Source organism: Chitinophaga vietnamensis (assembly GCF_902167635.1).
Classification (GTDB): domain Bacteria; phylum Bacteroidota; class Bacteroidia; order Chitinophagales; family Chitinophagaceae; genus Chitinophaga; species Chitinophaga vietnamensis.
In genome coordinates this window covers 190,763-209,620 of sequence record NZ_CABHMS010000007.1, presented here as the reverse complement: position 1 = coordinate 209,620, position 18,858 = coordinate 190,763, and the positions used below count along the sequence as shown (strand labels likewise).

The 18,858-nt window shown below is 48.6% G+C and carries 15 protein-coding genes; 13 read left to right on the top strand and 2 right to left on the bottom strand.

Features of this window, described 5'->3' with window-relative positions; translation table 11 throughout:
- Positions 1-3 precede the first annotated feature (3 nt).
- From FPG75_RS19515 to FPG75_RS19485, 7 genes are all read left to right on the top strand, one after another.
- Entirely contained in the window at positions 4-4,353 is a 4,350-nt protein-coding gene (locus tag FPG75_RS19515; RefSeq protein WP_201747989.1) for a DUF6443 domain-containing protein, read from the top strand.
- Positions 4,354-4,363: 10 nt separating this feature from the next.
- Positions 4,364-4,918 (top strand): hypothetical protein, encoded by a 555-nt coding sequence (locus tag FPG75_RS19510; protein ID WP_143309014.1) that lies wholly within the window; start codon positions 4,364-4,366, stop codon positions 4,916-4,918.
- 436 nt (positions 4,919-5,354) lie between these two features.
- Positions 5,355-5,780, top strand: a complete 426-nt coding sequence (locus FPG75_RS19505; protein WP_143309012.1) for an SRPBCC family protein — start codon at positions 5,355-5,357, stop codon at positions 5,778-5,780.
- On the top strand, positions 5,777-6,220 hold the full coding sequence (locus FPG75_RS19500; RefSeq protein WP_143309010.1) for an EVE domain-containing protein: 444 nt from the start codon (positions 5,777-5,779) through the stop codon (positions 6,218-6,220). The genes FPG75_RS19505 and FPG75_RS19500 overlap by 4 nt, the downstream gene beginning before the upstream one ends.
- A complete protein-coding gene (locus tag FPG75_RS19495) occupies positions 6,189-6,647 on the top strand; it encodes a MarR family winged helix-turn-helix transcriptional regulator (RefSeq protein WP_143309008.1) in 459 nt (152 codons plus the stop codon). The genes FPG75_RS19500 and FPG75_RS19495 overlap by 32 nt, the downstream gene beginning before the upstream one ends.
- A gap of 14 nt (positions 6,648-6,661) precedes the next feature.
- Positions 6,662-7,042: a hypothetical protein gene (locus FPG75_RS19490; protein WP_143309006.1), complete on the top strand. Its 381-nt coding sequence runs from the start codon at positions 6,662-6,664 to the stop codon at positions 7,040-7,042.
- A gap of 180 nt (positions 7,043-7,222) precedes the next feature.
- The gene (locus FPG75_RS19485; RefSeq protein ID WP_143309004.1) at positions 7,223-7,465 is read left to right on the top strand and encodes a hypothetical protein; all 243 of its coding nucleotides are present in this window, start codon (positions 7,223-7,225) and stop codon (positions 7,463-7,465) included.
- A 95-nt stretch (positions 7,466-7,560) separates the two neighbouring features.
- Here FPG75_RS19485 and FPG75_RS19480 read toward each other — a convergent pair whose 3' ends face one another.
- On the bottom strand, positions 7,561-8,172 hold the full coding sequence (locus FPG75_RS19480) for a hypothetical protein (protein ID WP_143309002.1): 612 nt from the start codon (positions 8,170-8,172) through the stop codon (positions 7,561-7,563).
- 111 nt (positions 8,173-8,283) lie between these two features.
- Positions 8,284-8,760 (bottom strand): hypothetical protein, encoded by a 477-nt coding sequence (locus tag FPG75_RS19475; protein WP_143309000.1) that lies wholly within the window; start codon positions 8,758-8,760, stop codon positions 8,284-8,286.
- A gap of 79 nt (positions 8,761-8,839) precedes the next feature.
- Here FPG75_RS19475 and FPG75_RS19470 point away from each other — a divergent pair, with 79 nt between their 5' ends.
- From FPG75_RS19470 to FPG75_RS19445, 6 genes are all read left to right on the top strand, one after another.
- A complete protein-coding gene (locus tag FPG75_RS19470; RefSeq protein WP_143308998.1) occupies positions 8,840-9,730 on the top strand; it encodes a LytTR family DNA-binding domain-containing protein in 891 nt (296 codons plus the stop codon).
- A 146-nt stretch (positions 9,731-9,876) separates the two neighbouring features.
- Positions 9,877-12,624, top strand: a complete 2,748-nt coding sequence (locus FPG75_RS19465) for a TonB-dependent receptor (protein ID WP_143308996.1) — start codon at positions 9,877-9,879, stop codon at positions 12,622-12,624.
- Between the two features lie 24 nt (positions 12,625-12,648).
- Complete coding sequence (locus FPG75_RS19460) at positions 12,649-13,932, top strand: parallel beta-helix domain-containing protein (protein ID WP_143308994.1); 1,284 nt, start codon at positions 12,649-12,651, stop codon at positions 13,930-13,932.
- Between the two features lie 11 nt (positions 13,933-13,943).
- Positions 13,944-14,984: an SO2930 family diheme c-type cytochrome gene (locus FPG75_RS19455; RefSeq protein WP_143308992.1), complete on the top strand. Its 1,041-nt coding sequence runs from the start codon at positions 13,944-13,946 to the stop codon at positions 14,982-14,984.
- 287 nt (positions 14,985-15,271) lie between these two features.
- A complete protein-coding gene (locus tag FPG75_RS19450; protein WP_143308990.1) occupies positions 15,272-16,324 on the top strand; it encodes a cellulase family glycosylhydrolase in 1,053 nt (350 codons plus the stop codon).
- A gap of 84 nt (positions 16,325-16,408) precedes the next feature.
- Positions 16,409-18,796, top strand: a complete 2,388-nt coding sequence (locus tag FPG75_RS19445; RefSeq protein WP_143308988.1) for a TonB-dependent receptor — start codon at positions 16,409-16,411, stop codon at positions 18,794-18,796.
- Positions 18,797-18,858 lie beyond the last annotated feature (62 nt).

Below are 18,858 nucleotides of genomic sequence, written 5' to 3'. Positions count from 1 at the left end.
AACTTGAAAAAATATATTTATATATTAGGTGTGGCGAGTATTTTGAGTACCAAAATATCGCATGCCCAAAATATCCCCGACCCTTCCGTTGTGCGTCGTGCTGCTACGCCAGCCACTACCCCCGGCGCCTATACGAATACTACGGTGAACTATATACGCACCTGGGAGCCGAGTGCGCCTTTGTCTGATACAGCCGCTGTGACGGCTGCTGCGCGTACTGTTAAAGAAGTAAAGCAGAACACCCAGTACTTTGATGGCCTGGGCCGGCCATTACAAACGGTGGCTAAAGGGATGAGCAATAGCGGTAACGATATTGTAACGCCAATGGTGTACGACGAGTTCGGCCGGGAGCAGTTCAAGTACCTGCCTTATGCTGCGCAAGGCGCCAGTGACGGGAAGTTCAAGACAGATCCCTTTAATACACAAAAAACATTTTATCAGAATGCCGGTTTGAATCCCGGTGCAGCAGGGGAGAGCATTTATTATAGCCAGGTAGAATTTGAAGCCTCGCCGCTGAATCGTGTGCTGGGTACCTATGCAGCAGGTAATAGCTGGGCCAAAGGCAATGGCCACGGCGCTTCGCAACAGTATCTTGTGAACACTGTTACGGATTCAGTCCGCATCTGGACGATGCCGGCGAGTGGCTATCCAACTACCACGGCCGTTTATGCAGCAGGACAGTTGTACAAGAATGTAACCGTGGATGAAAACCGCGGCCAGGTAATAGAGTTCAAGGATAAAGAGAATCATGTAGTGTTGAAGAAGGTACAGCTGAGCGGAGTGAATGGAACCGGCCATATGGGTTGGCTTTGTACTTACTATATCTATGATGATCTTGGTAATCTCCGCTTTGTGATCCCTCCACTGGCGGTAGAGAAGATCACCAGTAATTGGAATGTAAATACTGTGGCCTCAGAATTGTGTTTCCAGTATACTTATGATGGCCGTAACCGTATGATCGTAAAACAGGTACCCGGCGCCGGCCCCGTGGAAATGGTATATGATCTGCGCGACAGACTGGTGTTTACCAGAGATAATAACTTGAGTAATAAGAACCAGTGGCTGGTCACTTTCTACGATAACCTGAACCGGCCGGTGGAAACGGCGATATATGCCTCTTCCTCTTCCCGCGATGCGCTGCAAACAACGATGAACGGGGTATCCGGCACTACCGGCGCCACCAGTTATACTGTACCACGTGTGGCGGATCTGGTAGTAGCTACCAATGACCGTAATCTCTATGAGGCTTCTAACAGCATCAGCGTAGAAAATGGCTTCGATTCCAACAGCGGCGCTGAACTGGATATGGTGATCAATACCAGCCCCAGCATGGATGTAGTGAATATAACGGTGAGCAACCCGCTGCCTAATATTCCCGCATCATCGCTCACACCGCTTACATATACGTTCTACGATAATTATAATTTCTCCGGCGCACAGGCGGCTGTTAGCGCCGATTTTACCAAACCAGCCCCCACCGGAGATTACTACGAACCGGTGAGCAATAGCAGCATGACAAAAGGCCTGGTAACGGGGACGCGTACACGAATTTTAAATACCAACACCTGGCTCACCACTACCACTTATTACAACGACAAAGGCCGTGTGTCACAAGTGATCAGCGACAACGCCTCCGGCGGCCAGGATATACTCACTACGCGTTATGATTTCAGCGGCAAGGTGTTAAGCACTTATCACCGCCACAAGAATCCGCGTAGTGGCGCCACCCCGCAAACCACGGTGCTCACCACGATGGCCTACAGCGATGCCGGCCGCCTGCTCAGCGTCAAGAAAAAACTCAATGATCAGGACAGTCTTGAACGCACAGTTGCCCTCAACGATTACGATGAGCTGGGACAGCTGAAAACAAAGAAGTTGGGAATCAACGGTACGAGTGCGCCACTGGAGCAGCTTTCCTATGAATACAATATCCGTGGCTGGCTGCGCAGCATCAGCAAGGATTATCTCAATGGCAGCACTACCGCATCCCACTTTGGTCAGGAGCTGAACTACGATTATGGTTTCAAGGATAGCACTTTCAATGGTAACATTTCCGGTATCCGTTGGAAAGGCTGGAATGACCCTACACCACGGGCCTATGGCTACAACTACGATAGCACCAACCGCCTGGTGAGCGCTAATTTCAGTCAGCAGAATGCTGCCGGCGCGGCCTGGACCAAAGATAACATCAATTTCTCCACCGACTGGATCACCTATGACGCCAATGGTAATATTAACAAGATGAGCCAGTGGGGCATGGATGGCGTGACCAAATCACAGATAGATCGTCTCGCCTATACTTACCGCCCCAATAGTAACAAACTGGCTGCTGTGTATGATTCCAGCGCTGTTACCACGCCGCTCGGCGATTTCAAAAACGGCGCCAACACCGGCGATGACTACGACTACGACGCTATGGGCAACCTGAAACAAGACCTGAACAAAGGCATCGCCTCTATCGTCTACAACCACCTGAACCTGCCTACAGACATCACGATCACCAACAAAGGCACGATCAGTTATCAATACGATGCAGCGGGTAACAAACTGAAAAAGATCGTCACTGACAACACCGGCGGCGCCTCAAAAGTGACCACCACGGACTATATCAGCGGTTTCGTGTATCAAAATGATACCTTGCAATTTGCTTCCCATGAAGAAGGCCGTGTGCGGCTGGTATATAAAACCAACCAATCACCCATGTATATCTACGATTATTTTGTCAAAGACCACCTGGGCAATACCCGCCTGGTGCTCACAGAGAAAAATGACGTAAGCATCTACGCCGCTACCATGGAAGCCCCGATGGCCGCCACTGAAACCGCCTTGTTCAGCAACATCGACAATACCCGTGCCGCCAAGCCAGCAGGCTATCCCGCAGATGAAAGCACCGGTAAGAATGAATCTGTTGCCAAACTGAATGCAGAAAGTGGTGGCAAAAAGATCGGCCCATCCATTGTGCTGCGCGTCATGGCCGGCGATACGATCCAGATCGGCGCTAAGGCCTTCTACAAATCGCAGGGCCCGAACAAAAAGTCCGATGCCAACCCGGAAAACATGCTGGCAGACCTGATTCAGGCCTTCGGTGGCAACGGTTCTTCCAGCAATACGCACGGTGCAGCTTTGGATAACACCACACCTTTCAATAACAACTTCTACAACAACGACTATCGTCACCTGAAAGAAAAGGACCCGAATCAAAACCGCAATGACAAACCGAAAGCCTATCTAAATTTCGTTTTGTTCGACGATCAGTTTAAATTAGTAGATGAGAACAGCGGGGTAAAACAGGTACAAGGCGAACCTGATCAGCTGCAAACACTGGCGCAGGATAAGATGCCGATCAAGAAAAGCGGCTTCCTGTATGTATACACCAGCAACGAAAGTGTGCAGCCCGTGTACTTTGACAACCTGGTGGTAACGCAGGCCAGCGGCCCGGTATTGGAGGAAACGCACTACTATCCGTTTGGACTCACCATGAGTGGAATAAGTTCAAATGCGCTGAAAGGAAGTAACTATCCTGAAAATAGGTTGAAGTATAATGGCAAGGAGTTGCAGAGTAAAGAGTTCAATGATGGTAGCGGTCTGGAGTGGTATGATTATGGAGCGAGGATGTATGATGCGCAGATAGGGAGGTGGCATACTGTTGACCCTCTTGCGGAGAAAATGAGGAGATGGTCACCATATAATTATGCCTTTGATAATCCTATTAGATTCATAGATCCTGATGGAATGGCACCATTTACAGATTACTATAACCTTAATGGCAAAATGGTAAAGCATGTTGATGATGGTAAAACTGATAAAGTAATGCTTCTGACGTTTAGTAAGAAAGAAGCAGATGTGAATACAGCAATTGACAACGGCCACACGTTAAAGAATCCAGGAGCCTCGCTAACGGATAAAATGGAAGATGCTTATACCAAAACAGAGGGAAATGGAAAAGAGCATTACTTTGCAGTAGGTAATGAGGGCAAAATATCAAAGACAGTGGAAGGATCAGAGGGAAAAGTTGAGAATAAAGAGATAATGGATGCAAGGAAAGATCTGGTGGCTCAAGGAGATTTATTTAATTATGATGCTCACACCCATCCTCTGGAAAAAGATCAGAATGGAAATATTGTCAATGTGGGTACGCCTAATCCATCCCAGGCAGACATGTCGGGCTCAGATACTAGACCTAATATTGTTCTGGGATATACACAAACTGTTACTCCTCCACCTGCTGGTCAAATAGGTGGTAGTGGAACGGTGGAAACCAAAAGGACAATCGGGTTTTATAACTCTGGTGGAACTATAATTACAATAAAATTTAATGATTTTAAAGACGCAGTAAAAAAGATAAATAAATAAAAATTAATTTATGAAATTAACGTATTCAGTAGTTTTTTGTCTTTTATTACTGCTGCTACTTCAAACAAGTTCCTGTAATCATCATATTGATAAAGTAACAGGAGAAAAGAAGATGCAAATAATGCAGGGTGATATGACCTTTTATCCGGACAGTAATATATTGATCTATAGAAGTGGTGTCGGGTTAAGGATGGATAACGAGGTTTTAAAACCTAAACCATTTTATGCAAAACTTCCCAAAGGGTTAAAATGGTACTCAATAGCGAACTCACAATCATTTGTGTTTTATTACTCCCATCAGCAGGTAGTTGCTATCAATATAGATTTATCCAATAAAGCATTTATGCGGGATACGATGTATGAACCGACAGGAGCCGAATTAGATAATTTTATCAATAGCAGCACTCCCGATCATGGCAAATATGATATACGCAAGATTAAATTTAATCCTCAAAGAAAGCAACGTGTTATAAAGAAAGAAGCAGCAACGATATTATTATATAATATCACTTCCGAGAACTTTAATAAGTTTAGCGAATATCTGGAGGGGTTTAGATTTTTATAAAATATAAGATTATTTTCCTTTTGCTGATGTCTTTTGGAATATGGGACACGTCAATAGCACAAATACTCGACAAAGCAAAGATCTCGCTCATAAAATAGGTATCACAGCTTGCGGTCTTTTATGCTTTTAATTTTTTAGCGGTAGTAGTAAGCTGAGCTTCTTTTAAGAACGCATCTACCACGCGCAGAATAGTATTACGATCTTCTTCAGAAATTTTATCCAGCAGCTCGGCTTTTCCACCTTGTGCCTGTGTTCAATGTACCCGACCGACTTGCTATATGGAGATTGGGTGCTGTGGGGAGTTGCTTTAACACTGCCTGTGAACATATTTTCACTAGGCATTCGTTACCTGCGGCTTTTTTTATCCCTCTCCCCAAAAAATAAATTTCATTATTATAAGTATACTTATTATATTTGCACGTACAATAAACGCACTATGATAACAGCTACCATCTCCACCACCACTACCGCCGCTACCAGCGCTCAACTCTGGAAACTCATGTCTAACGTAAACGCATGGTCCCAATGGGATGAAGGCGTAGAAACCGCCGAACTGCACGGCAACTTCGCCGCCGGCAACTACTTTACCCTCAAACCTAAAGGCGGCCCTAAAGTGAAAATCCTCATCGAAGAAACCCGCACGAACGCGTATTTCCGCGACAAGACTTCCTTCCCTTTGGCGAAAATGTATGGCGAACACTGGTATGAAGATACCCCCGATGGCACCAGGCTCACCGTTACCATGACCATGAAAGGCTTACTAGCGCCACTCTGGAACAAGATCGTTATGAAAAACATCATCGCCGGAATGGAGGCCGATCTCCAGGCACAGATCAACAACGCTAAAAAATTGCAAGCATGAAATACTGGATCGCAGTGGTATCAAAAGAACACACCATGCGCGGCGTGGCAGGCTGCTTTATGCAGGCCTGCCATGGCAAAGCAGCACCGCTCAGGCGTATGAGCCAGCAAGACTGGGTCATCTTTTATTCTCCCAAACAGTCTATGGCAGGTGCTGAAAAATGCCAGGCCTTCACCGCTATCGGACAAGTAACTGGTGATAACGTATATCCGTTCCGGATGTTCCCGGATTTCATCCCCTTCAGAAGAGACGTACAGTTTTATGATTGCCATGAAACGCCTATCTTGCCGCTTGTAAGTCAACTGGATTTCATCCCTCAGAAAGACAAATGGGGATACCCCTTTCGTTTCGGGTTCCTTGAAATCAATGCGCATGATTTCCATCTTATCAAATCAAAAATGCTACCCGATGAAGAAAGAAGAAAAGATATTCTCTGTTGATAATGCCGACGAAAGCTCCGGCTTCCTGCTATGGCAGGTCACCAGTCTTTGGCAACGTGGCATCCGCAAGGCATTGGAGAAATATGATATCACTCATTCGCAGTTTGTGCTGCTGGCCAGTGCCTTCTGGCTCAGCACGCAGGACCAGCCCGTAACTCAGGTGCTGCTGTCGTCGCATTCCAAAATAGACCCGATGACCACCTCCACAGTGCTCCGCAACCTGCAAAGCAAAGGCTTGCTCAAGCGCAAGGAACATGCTACCGATACCCGCGCCAAAACTGTTGCCCTCACTGAAGAAGGCAAGGCGCTTGTAAAGCAGGCCGTGAAAACGGTAGAGCAATTCGATAAAGAATTTTTCAGTGTGCTGGGCGACAAAACAGGCGCTTTTAACAAGAAGTTGCAAAGCTTGCTGAGCTGGAAAGAATAGCATATTTTCCAGTTATGAAGAGAATAAAATATGCACCTATAGCTGTACTGATCCTGGCACTCGCCTATAGTATTATTGTCACATCGAACTCCAATGTAGTTTTGGTGGCTAAGCACTATGCGGGAATGTTGTTTGTTGCTTTGAGTATTATTTTCCTGATTCGAAAACCACGAATAGGCAGGCACTTGACTTTTGTTACTTTATTACTCGGAACATTGGATGTACTTGAATTTACGCCCACCGTTACCAGGTACTACATTGGATTTACCTTTAGTCATATCAATCCGGAGCTGCAAATACAGGAGTTTTCACTATTGGTAATGCTGCTATTTTTAATAGTGAATATCCCGCTCATCCAATCTTATTTTGAAAAACGGCTAAACCGCACACAATGAAGATCATCATCTACATACTATATGCCTTAATATTATTGCTATACGGCACGAATAGTATCTATTGGGTTATGCAAAGGTTTTCAGTAGTACAATACACCACTACGGAACTATCTTCAGGGTTAACAGCTTTTTATATCATGGTGGCATACGCTCATTACCTGCGTGGCTACGATGTTTATCATGAAAGCTGTACACTCCAATCATCCCGGTATACTCTGCGCATTCCTGCTGCTGGATCTGCTGGCAGTGCCACTGAGTGCAACCATCCTCGCTTTATATCACAACAGTTTGATGGATAGCGCCAGTGATCTGCGAAGTACCATTAATATCAGTCCGGCCTTTGGTGCTGGCGTGCTACTCGCTACCTGTGCCTTCCTGAACCTGCTACTGTGGCTGCCGCTGAGGGTAGGAAGGACGAAATAATGAAATCGAAGCATCATGACAGCGAATATCTGATCATCTGCATCATTAGAAAAATAGTGGATGGCCATCAAGACCATCCACATTAAGGTATCACATCAGAATACTTTCTTCACCACTTTTCCTTTAGCGTCGATGGTTTCAAATAAAGGATTACCGAGTGTGTCTACGGTCAGGCGTATACGAACTTTACCATCCGGACCATTGATCTCCAGGCCGGCAACGCCGTTCACGGTGTGCAGCATCACCCGGTTAACGCCGCTGCCCACGGGGCCGCCAGGTTTCTTGTCATTGATGGCGAAGCCGGAGCGGAAGTGATTGCCTTCAATATCTTCCTGCGTCATCAGGCCGATGGCATCGCTGTTGTTGTAGTCGAAGGCGAGGGCGCGCACACCGGTCTTTTTATCAGGATTGGCCAGCGCGATGCCGCCACATTCATTCCCTTTTTCATCATAAAAGACAAAGCCGGCAGGATTGAATATCCGCTTGTACGTTTTACCTCCTACCAGCGGCGGCGGCATATGCTCTTCATTAGAGATCACGATGCGGTTATGGCCTTGTTCATCCACAATGTTGATACGTTTTACAGATATCTCTTCGAAACTTTCTTTTACATTCCTGAAGGCCATCAGCATCATCGCCAGCGCGATGGTGGTGATACCGGAATAAATCAGCAGGAAACGGTTGGCAGTACTGGTTTTCTTTAACATAAAAACAGGGTAATTGATAAAATTATTTTGGCGGCCTAAATTACAGGTATTATCATTATCACTATGAAATATTTATGTATGTTGCCACGCGCAGCTATGCGCAAAGATATTTCACCTCTGCTGAGGCCTCAGCTGCCAGTATCTCCCCGTATATTTCTCCCGTGGTATCTGCTGCTCCAGCAGCTCCATGATGGCAAGGAACCGCTTTTTAAAATAATAGCTGCGGGATATCTCCAGTTTCCGTTGTGATCCGTCCGTATTTTTATAATACAACATAATATAAGGAGTACTGTATTTCCCCAATAATTCCATATCCGCTTGCTCAATAGCGCTCCAGGGAAAGTCGTGCGGACGCAGGCCGCCTTTCAGGGTAATACCGCTATCGGAAAGGGTGAGCACGAGCCGCGTGTAAGCGTACATAGACCAGGCAAGGAAGAGGAAGATGAGGGTGAGGAAGATGAACATCGGCGATTCGTGGATCATCAGGATCATAGCGCCTGCCATAAACACCATCATCACTGCCATGATACGGAACAGCACCAGCTGGAACCGGGGTAACGTAAAACTTTCGGGTACATACCATTTCATCTGCGCAAGATAAAAAGCATGCGGCTATTTTACAGGTTTTTTATTTACCTTTCTATAGCAGAACCAATGTTTCCGTGTTATGAAAAGTATTTCCTTAGGGCTGCCAGCATTGCCAGCGGGCGCCGGACTGAAAAGGCGTTTCAGCCTGCTCGATACCGTCAGGAACAGGATCAACCTGATGATCTTCTGCGGCGTGTTCAGCTTCCTGTTTATGTACATCTTCCTGCCATTTAATATTAATAAATGGTACGAAGGCCAGGATATTTCACTGGTGCAGGTGTTGCTCATCTTCACTTTGTGCGGACTGACGGCCATGGGCATCTCGCAGTTCGGATTGTACAAACTCCGTTGCAGGCTGCATTTCACCAACAGCACGTATATATGCTGGTTCCTGGGCGAACTGGCCCTCATTGCCGCGATAGTAACCTTGGTAGATGTGTGTATCAGCCCTAACTTCTTCCTCAGCTGGCAGGAGTATACCCATACTTTGCAATATACCTCGCTCATTGTAGCGCTGCCCTATTGCGTGGCATTGCTATGGTTTTATAAAGAAGAGAAATGCGCCCGCCTGCGCGACCTCGAAAGCGCCATCCCGGAAGAAAAAGAGCAGGCACAGGAACAGCACCTGCTGCTTCGCGATGAACATGGCAAGCCGGTGCTCACCCTGCATCCTGCAAAATTACTGATGGTAAAGGCGGAAGATAATTACGTCCACGTCTATTATCTCGCCGGATCATCTCTCAAAAAAGAATTGATCCGCACCGCACTGAAAAAAGTGGAAGCAGATATCGCCGGTTTCGGCTTTGCACGGTCGCACCGTTCCTACCTGGTAAATATCGGCAAGGTGGTATTTTTCCGCAAGCATACCAAAGGGCATTACCTGCATATCGAAGGCCTCGATGATATGGAAGTGCCGGTATCCGGATCCTATCTGCCGGTTTTCATAGAAAGGTTTGCACCGGCCTGCTGATTTCACCCCGCGCAGGCACAATTTCGCCCCAAAGCCCGTGCAATCAGCACTTTAGCAAAAAGGATCAAATATTTTTGGAAGTAAGGATATGAGAATTTCCTGATCGGATCAAATCAAGAAATGCTCACATTCCAAAATCCGAAAATATGCATAGATGCCTACTATTCATCACCGCCTGCCTGTTTGCCTCCCTGATGGCAAATGCGCAAAACGTTATTTCAGGAAATGTGCGTAACAGCGTTACCAAAGAAGCAGTGCCGGCTGTTTCCGTAACAATCAAAGACCGACCCAATGGCGACTACACCAACGACCAGGGAAATTTTCGCTTTTCCACCCGCGCTGTTTATCCCTTTACCCTCATCTTCTCCTCGCTCGGATTTGAAACAAAAGAACTGGTGGTAAATAGCGCGGGCGCCATCCGCATCGAGCTGGAACCCGTATCTGTACTGGGAAAGGAGGTAGTGGTTTCCGCCAGCCGCAACGTACAGAAGAAAATTGAATCACCGGTTACCATCGAAAGGATCGGCAACAAAGACATCATCAACTCGCCACAGCCCAACTACTATAATATGTTACAGGGACTGAAAGGAGTAGACATCACCACATCCAGCCTCACCTTCACCACGGTCACCACCCGCGGGTTCAATACCAGCGGCAATACCAATTTCACACAGATCGTGGACGGGATGGACAACCAGGCCCCCGGCCTCAACTTCGCACTGGGCGCAGCCATCGGCCTCACCGAACTGGACGTCGATAACCTCGAAGTACTGTCTGGCGCTTCCTCCGCACTCTACGGCTCCCGCGGCCTCAACGGCACCATGGTGATGACCGGCAAAGACCCTTTTAAATACCAGGGCCTCAGCGTGCAGATCACACAAGGGGTGAACCATATTAAAAAAGGTGTCGCCAATGATCCTGTCGGGCCATCTCCATACTACGACTGGACCCTTCGCTGGGGTAAAAAAGTCAACGACAAGATCGCCTTCAAACTCAACGTGCAATACGTTCAGGGCAAAGACTGGGTAGCCGCCGATACCACCAACACCAATGGCCCCGGCTCTCAATATACCGATCCGAATTACAACGGCGTCAATTTCTACGGCAGCAAGACCTCTGTAGATATCAACCCTTTCCTGCAAGGCGCGCTGGCGCAGAACCCTGCACTGGCGCCCATCATCAACCCCTTGCTGGACAGCGCCAACAACTATGTAGCCCGCACCGGCTATCCCGAACACGGTTACCTCAGCAGCGACGCCAAACTGTTTAAGGCCAATGCAGAAGTGCGCTTCAAACTCACTTCCCGCCTGCAACTCATTACCAGCGCCACTTTCGGCAAGGGTAACGCCGTGTATAGCAACGATACCCGCTACGCGCTCACAGGCTATGAGCTGGGGCAATACCGCATTGAGCTGCGGAGCCAGCGCTGGTTTGTGCGCGCTTATTCCACCACCGAAAATTCCGGTAACACGATTATTGCCAGTCCTACCGCACAACTGATCAACGAAGCCTGGAAGCCCAGCTACAACGCCAATACCGGCGATGGCTGGTATCCGCAATATGTTGGCGCGCTCCTGCAGGCCATGGCCGCCGGCAGCAGCTATACTGATGCCAGCATGATCGCGCGCCGCTTCGCGGACCAGGGCCGCCCCGACGCCGGCAGTCCACTGTTCCTGCACCTGAAAGACAGCATCGCCGGCAAGCCTACGTCGCAGGGCGGCACCCTCTTTCTCGATAAAAGCCGTTTGCACAACGCCGAAGCGCAATATAATTTCAGTGACCTGATCAAATTTGCGCAGGTGATCGCGGGCCTCAACTATCGCCTGTACCGCCTCAACTCTAAAGGCACGCTATTCCCGGATAACGATGGGCCCATCGATGTAGCGGAATACAGCGCCTATGTGCAGGCGACCAAAAAAGTGATCCGGGAAAAATTAAGTCTCAGCGCTGCCCTGCGTTATGATAAAAATACCCTCTTTGAAAAGCCGCGCATCACCACGCGCACCTCCGCCGTGTTTGAAGCCGCTAAAGAGAATTATATCCGCTTCTCCTATCAGAATGCTTATAGTTTTCCATCGAACATACAATCGCTGCAAAGCACGCCCATTGATTATAACAGCTTTGCCTCCGGCGGCTCCGGGCGCTTGCTCAACGGCGTATACCAATTCGATAAATACCCGGCCTACACACTGGAAAGCGTAACGAAATACCAGAAAAGCAACAACCCCGCCGACCTGCAAAAATTTGTGCTGAAAGATATCAAGCCGCAGTCCGTAGATGCGTTCGAGTTAGGCTACTCCGCCTTGCTGGGCGGCCATGTGCTCGTTGATGTGCTCGGCTATTATTCTACCTGGAAGAACTTCATCGGCTATACGAATGTTGCCAATACGCCCGGCTCCGACGATGTCACGAAATTCAAGGACCACAGCACTTATGTGCAATACAACATCGCCTACAATGGCGCCGAAGGAGTGAATACTTATGGTTATGCCGCCAGCGTGGAAGTGGACCTCACGCATCATTTTATGGCGAAAGCGAACTTCTCGTCCGACTTCCTCAAGAACAGGAACAACAGCCAGGTGAATAATTTCAATACGCCGAATTACAAGTTCAATATAGATTTTGGCAATGAAGGCTTTGGCAAAAAACAACGTTACTCTTTTGCTACCACTTTCCGTTACCGGCCCGCATACTATTACCAGATCGGCTTTGGCAGCGGCACGGTACCTGCATCTGCTGTGGTAGATGCACAGATAAGTTATAAATTGCTACAGGCACATTCGAAAATAAAGCTGGGCGCTACCAATCTCACTAATACCTATTACAGAACAGGCTTTGGCAGCCCCGGTATCGGCGGTATGTATTACGTCACCTTCGCTTACAATGTATTCTGATCATCTCCCGAAAAAATCATTCTTATGCAGTTATATCGTTATAAACACTATCTGTTACTGGCGGCATCAGCATGGCTGATGGCCTGCAACCAGGGGAAACCCGCTAACGACAATGGTTTCCGGCATCAGCTCTCTTTTGGTCCCGGCGATGAAGCTAAAATCGTAGAGGCTTTTCTCACCATGAAAGACAGCAGCGAAGTATCCTTGCAGCCCGGCACCTACAAGTTCGATAATCTCAGTCTGGCCCAGCTGAAAAATATCAGCATCAAAGGCGCCGGCCCCGATAAAACCATCTTCGACTTCTCCGCGCAAAGTCAGGGTGGGGAAGGCATCCGCGTGACCGACGTAAAAGGATTTCATATCGATGGCATGACGCTCCGCGACTCCAAAGGAGATCTCATCAAGATCAACAAGAGCGAAGATGTGGTGATCACCAACCTGCACGCCATCTGGCAGGTAGCGGATTCCGCCAGCGGCGGCTATGCCATCTATCCCGTGATGTGCAAACGTGTGCTGGTGGAAAACTGCTATGCGCAAGGCGCTTCCGATGCGGGCATCTACGTCGGACAAACCGACAGCGCCATCGTGCGTAAATGCAAAGCTTTTAAAAATGTGGCCGGCTGCGAGATAGAAAATACTTCCAATGCACAGGTATATGATAACGAATTTTGGGGCAACACGGCAGGCTTTCTCATCTTCGACCTGCCAGACCTCTCCAAACGTGGTGGTCATGTAAAAGCCTACAACAATTATTTTCACGACAACAACGAAAAGAACTTCGCTAAATCCGGCAGCTTCGGCAGTACCTGGGGCGTTGGCAATGCCGCACCCGGCAGTGGAGTGGTGATACTTGCCGCATCAGATATCGAGCTGTATAACAACCGTATCATCAACAATAATTCCAGCGTAATATCAGTGGTATCAGGATTTTTTATTGATGAGAAAGCAGGAGAGAAGATGAACGATCACTATTTCCCGATCCCGAAAAATGTATCGATCCATGATAATGACCTGCAGATTGCAGACAGCTTCCCGCCTGCGGTATATGAGCATCACACCGGTAAAGTGCTGGTGGCCATTGAGCAGCAGCTGAAAGCGCAGGACCCTGCCCGTAAGAACAAACGCATACCTTTCATTACCTGGGATGGTATCAGCACCAACATCCTCACACATGGCACGGCGGCCAATCCTGATTCGTTGTGCATCCGTCAAAAGCAGGATAATCTTTTTGTAAATGCAGATGCGATGAATATCATGAAGAAAAACTGGCGCCCGACAACAGATGTGTCGCCGTTTGTTTGTAAATAATTTTTTGAGAGATGAGGAAACGATGCATTTTATTTTTAGGGATAGCACTCCTTTTTGCCTGTCAGCAAAAGGGAGCGTATACCCGCCACAGTGGCCCGTTTGAGTTCAAAGAAAAACTGTCCGACTATGGCTTTTTCACCGGTACACTGAAAGCGCTCACGCCGCGCAGGGGCGTGGAAAATTATGAACTGGCCACGCCCTTATTCACCGACTATGCCGTGAAAGACCGTTTCATTGTACTGCCCGCAGGAACGGCCTTGCAGTACAAAGATGCCGGCCTGCCTGATTTTCCGGACTCCACTTTCATTGTAAAGAACTTCGCCTATACGAATCCATCGCATCAGAAGGTGATGATAGAAACGCGTATCCTGTTTAAAGATCCATATGATCAGCAGTGGAAGGTGATGAACTATCTCTGGAAAGATGATCAGTCCGACGCCGTGAAATGGATCGTTGGTAAAAAGATACCCATCACTTTCCTCGACGACAGCGGCCAGCAGCAGTCTACCACTTACCAGATGCCTAACACCAATGATTGCAAACGTTGTCATATTAACAACAGCGTTCTTACGCCGATAGGTCCGAAGCTGCGCAATCTCAACTTCACGCGCAAAGGCGCTGCCACCAATCAATTGCAGCAATGGGCTTCATCAGGTATCCTCAAAGGATTGCCGGCGCTCAGCGAAGTAGCGCAGCTGCCCGCCTGGCAGGATAGCATTCATTTCACCGTCAGCCAGCGCGCCCGCGCCTACCTCGATGTAAATTGTGCGCACTGCCACATCAAAGGCGGCGATGCTTACAACACCGGCCTTTTCCTCAACTATGATGCACCCGACGAACATCTCGGTTTGCTCAAATCGCCCGTTTCCGCCGGCGGCGGCGCTGGTGGCCTCAACTACGATATCATCCCCGGCGATGCCGCCCACTCCATCCTCCCATATCGCATGAACAGCACCGAGCCCGGCACCGCCATGCCTGAACTCGCCCGCACCGTCATCCACAAAGAAGGCGTGGCGTTGATCACGAAATGGATTAACGAAATGAAGAAGTAGCGCGAAGGTTGTCTTTGCTCAGGATTATTTTGATTGAAAGGATTGCCATGATTTTTTTACAGGATTTCTGAAGATTAAAAAAAGGATTCGCGAAGATCAAATCGAAAATCTTTCTTAATCTTTAAAAATCCTGTAAAAAAAATCATGGTAATCCTTTCAATCAAAATAATCCTGAGCAAAGACAACCTTCGCGTTCTATCATAGAAAAGTCAAAATTCCTAACCTTCCTCTTCCTTGCTTCGTTTTATTTCCGAACTTGATCACCTAACCATTCCCCTTAAAGAACCATGACTCCAAAGTATTTACCAGCCATTATTTTATTACTGTTACTACATGTGAATGTCCGTTCGCAGGAGCGATGGAGTATTGCGCGTGCCGCCGCCTGGTATCAGCAGCAGCCCTGGCCCGTGGGAGCTAATTTTACGCCGTCTACTGCCGTGAACCAGCTGGAAATGTGGCAGGCCGCTACTTTTGATACGGCTACCATCAACCGGGAGTTGGGCTATGCGGAAAGTATTGGTATGAATTGCATGCGGGTATATCTGCATCATGTGGCCTGGGCTGATGATCCCGAAGGCTTCAAACGGCGCATGGGACAGTATCTGAGCATTGCGGCCGCGCATCATATCAAAACCGTGTTCGTTTTTTTTGATGATTGCTGGAATGATCATTATGCTTCCGGTCCGCAGCCGGCGCCGCTGCCAGCGAGGCACAACAGCCGCTGGCTCAAAGATCCCGGCAACCGCATCGACTCCCTGCCACTGCTGATGGACACCCTGCAACATTACGTGACCGATGTGCTGCAAACCTTCCGCAATGATGACCGCATCCTGATGTGGGACCTCTACAATGAGCCGGGCCATTTCGGCCACGGCGCCAAAAGCTGGCCCCTGCTTCGTAATGTGGTGGCCTGGGCCAGGGCGGTGCCGCTGCAACAGCCTATCACCATTGGCATCTGGCGTAAAGAGTTCAGCGATTTCAATCAGTACCAGCTGGCGCAATCGGATGTGATCACCTTTCACAATTATGCCGACAGCGCCTCCATGCAGGGCGCTATTGATACGCTGCTCGCCAGCGGCCGCCCCATCATCTGCACCGAATATATGAAAAGACCCAATGGCAGCAGGTTCGCTACGCATCTACCTATGATGAAAAAAAATAAAGTGGGAGCTATCAACTGGGGCCTGGTGGCCGGTAAAACGCAGACCAACTACCCGCAGGGTAAGCCTGAAACGCTGGAGGAGCCTGCACTTTGGTATCATGATATCTTCCGGCCCAATGGCGCGCCCTTCGATCCGGCAGAAACAAAACTGATCCATGAAATGACCGCTGCCGACTGATTTTCCCGATCGCGTAAATGGTTTTCCCGTTACGAGCAGGGCCGCTAATGGATATGCTGTTCCTTTGCAAAAAAATTAGCAGCATTGAAACAGGTTTATACAATTATCGGCCTGCTGCTCCTTAACCTGACTGTACTGGCACAAACTGGAACTATCAAAGGAAAGATCAGCACCGCAGACGGACAACCGGCAGCTTATGTAACGGTTGGCGTAAAAGACACAAAGAAAGGCACTATCACAGATGAAGCAGGTAGCTTCATCCTCAAAAATGTGAAAGCTGGCAGCCATGTATTGGTCATATCCTTTACCGGCATGCAAACCCTCCATAATACCGTCACCGTTATTGCAGACAAACCTACGGAAGTGGCCTACACCCTGCAATCCACTTCCAGCCAGCTCGGCGAAGTAGTGGTAGACGGTACCCGCACCCGCACCATCAATAAAAGACCTGTCACCATCGGTAAATTGCCCGTTCCCGCGATGGACCTGCCACAGAGCGTGGCCATCATTGGACATGAAGTACTGGAAGATCAACAGGCGCAACGCCTCAGCGATGTGGTGAAGAATGTGAATGGTATCTATATGGCCTCACAGCGCGCCGGCACGCAGGAAACCTTTAATGCCCGCGGCTATGGTTTCTCTTCTACCAATATGTTCAAAAATGGTACTCGTGTAAATGCCGGCGCCATGCCCGAAATGAGCTCCCTCGAAAGAGTGGAAATACTCAAAGGCAGCGCAGCCATCCTCTATGGTAACGTAACACCCGGCGCGGTGATGAACATGGTTACCAAACAACCTAAATTTGATTTCGGCGGCGAAGTGAACCTCCGCGCCGGCAGCTATGGCCTCTTCAAACCCGCTTTCGACGTATATGGCCCGCTGTCAAAAAATATCGCCTTCCGTGTAAACGGTACCTTTGAAACGGCCGACAGCTACCGCGATCAGGTACATTCCAAACGCTATTACGTAAATCCGTCTTTCCTCTTTAACCTCGGCAAAAAAACGACGCTGCTGGTACAAGGCGATTACCTCAAACATGATTTCACTCCTGATTTCGGTATCGGCTCCATCGCCGACACCGCCATCATCAAAGTGCCACGCAACACCTTCTACGGCGCGCCATGGCAATACGCGCACACCCAACAGGCTACCACATCTGCTACGCTGAAACACCAGCTGAACGACCGCTGGGCCATCAATGCTACCGTAGCCTATTCCAAATACCAGCGCGATTATTATTCCATCGAGCGTATACAAGCCACTAAAGACAGTCTGTGGAAACGTCCGCTGGGACGTAACGCTACCAACGAAGATTACTACGCCGCACAGATCGACCTCACCGGTAAATTCAGCACTGGCTCCATAGAACACACAGTGCTGGCGGGTGTAGACGGCGACAGGTATCTCACCGGTAACTATGTTTACGGCGTTCCTGCTTCTTACGATGTAGTGAATGTATACGATCTTAATAAATATCCCCGTCGTACTGATATGCCGGGCGATACCCTCAAAACACGCAACAACAATCCGATCAATCGTGTAGGCGTGTACGTGCAAGACCTGATCAGCATCTCCGAAAAGCTGAAAGTATTGGCTGGCGTGCGTTTCTCTTACCTGCAAACCGCAGAACAGGAAACGTATAATTTCCTGACCAACAAGAACAGCACTACCCAGAAGGCAAGATACGACCATGCCTTCTCTCCCAAGCTGGGCATCGTGTACAAGCCAACGCCCAACACGGCGCTCTTTGCCAGCTACTCCAACTCATTTACACCCAACAATGCGCTGGACATCTACGGCAAACAATTGCCTCCTTCCCTGATCGATCAGTATGAAGCAGGTGTGAAGAATGATTTCTTCCATGGTTTGTTATCTGTGAACCTTACCCTGTACCGCATCAAGAATAACAACTACGCACAAACGGCGCCATTCGACTCTGCCGGCAAACCCAACAACAATACGGCTATCAAGGCGCTGATCGGTGAAACATTGAGCCAGGGCGTAGAAGTGGATATTGCAGGCCATCCGTTGCCAGGACTGGACGTGATCGCAGGTTACAGCTATAACAACATGACCATCGAAAATACACCGGGCAAGTTCGGCAGCTCAGTATCCGGCGAGCGACTGGTAGGTAACCCGAATCACACCGCCAATGCCAGCGTGTTCTATACGTTGCAACAAACCAGGCTCAAAGGGCTGAAAGTGGGTGCAGGCTTCTATTACCTCGGACAACGTTTCGCAGGATGGAACAATACCCTCGATGCCAACGGCAACATCGCCAAAAACAGGTTGATCTCCGTACCAGGCTATGCTACGCTGGATCTCAGCGCTGGCTATAACTTCAAACGTTTTGCCGTAATGGGCAAGGTGTCTAACATCACCAACACCTATAACTATTACGTGCATGAGAACTACAGCATCAACCCGATCCCGCCAACACAGTTTACCGGAACAGTATCTTACAGGTTCTAGTTCGCATCAATAGCAGAGAGGTCCCACCCTTAGGGTGGGACCTCTCTGCTATTGATGCTTTT

What these genes read in the sequence shown, in the direction of transcription:
- FPG75_RS19510 (WP_143309014.1), top strand. Translation starts at nt 4,364, where the DNA reads ATGAAATTAACGTATTCAGTAGTTTTTTGTCTTTTATTACTGCTGCTA.
- FPG75_RS19505 (WP_143309012.1), top strand. Translation starts at nt 5,355, where the DNA reads ATGATAACAGCTACCATCTCCACCACCACTACCGCCGCTACCAGCGCT.
- FPG75_RS19500 (WP_143309010.1), top strand. Translation starts at nt 5,777, where the DNA reads ATGAAATACTGGATCGCAGTGGTATCAAAAGAACACACCATGCGCGGC.
- FPG75_RS19495 (WP_143309008.1), top strand. Translation starts at nt 6,189, where the DNA reads ATGAAGAAAGAAGAAAAGATATTCTCTGTTGATAATGCCGACGAAAGC.
- FPG75_RS19490 (WP_143309006.1), top strand. Translation starts at nt 6,662, where the DNA reads ATGAAGAGAATAAAATATGCACCTATAGCTGTACTGATCCTGGCACTC.
- FPG75_RS19485 (WP_143309004.1), top strand. Translation starts at nt 7,223, where the DNA reads ATGAAAGCTGTACACTCCAATCATCCCGGTATACTCTGCGCATTCCTG.
- FPG75_RS19480 (WP_143309002.1), bottom strand. Translation starts at nt 8,172, where the DNA reads ATGTTAAAGAAAACCAGTACTGCCAACCGTTTCCTGCTGATTTATTCC.
- FPG75_RS19475 (WP_143309000.1), bottom strand. Translation starts at nt 8,760, where the DNA reads ATGAAATGGTATGTACCCGAAAGTTTTACGTTACCCCGGTTCCAGCTG.
- FPG75_RS19470 (WP_143308998.1), top strand. Translation starts at nt 8,840, where the DNA reads ATGAAAAGTATTTCCTTAGGGCTGCCAGCATTGCCAGCGGGCGCCGGA.
- FPG75_RS19465 (WP_143308996.1), top strand. Translation starts at nt 9,877, where the DNA reads ATGCATAGATGCCTACTATTCATCACCGCCTGCCTGTTTGCCTCCCTG.
- FPG75_RS19460 (WP_143308994.1), top strand. Translation starts at nt 12,649, where the DNA reads ATGCAGTTATATCGTTATAAACACTATCTGTTACTGGCGGCATCAGCA.
- FPG75_RS19455 (WP_143308992.1), top strand. Translation starts at nt 13,944, where the DNA reads ATGAGGAAACGATGCATTTTATTTTTAGGGATAGCACTCCTTTTTGCC.
- FPG75_RS19450 (WP_143308990.1), top strand. Translation starts at nt 15,272, where the DNA reads ATGACTCCAAAGTATTTACCAGCCATTATTTTATTACTGTTACTACAT.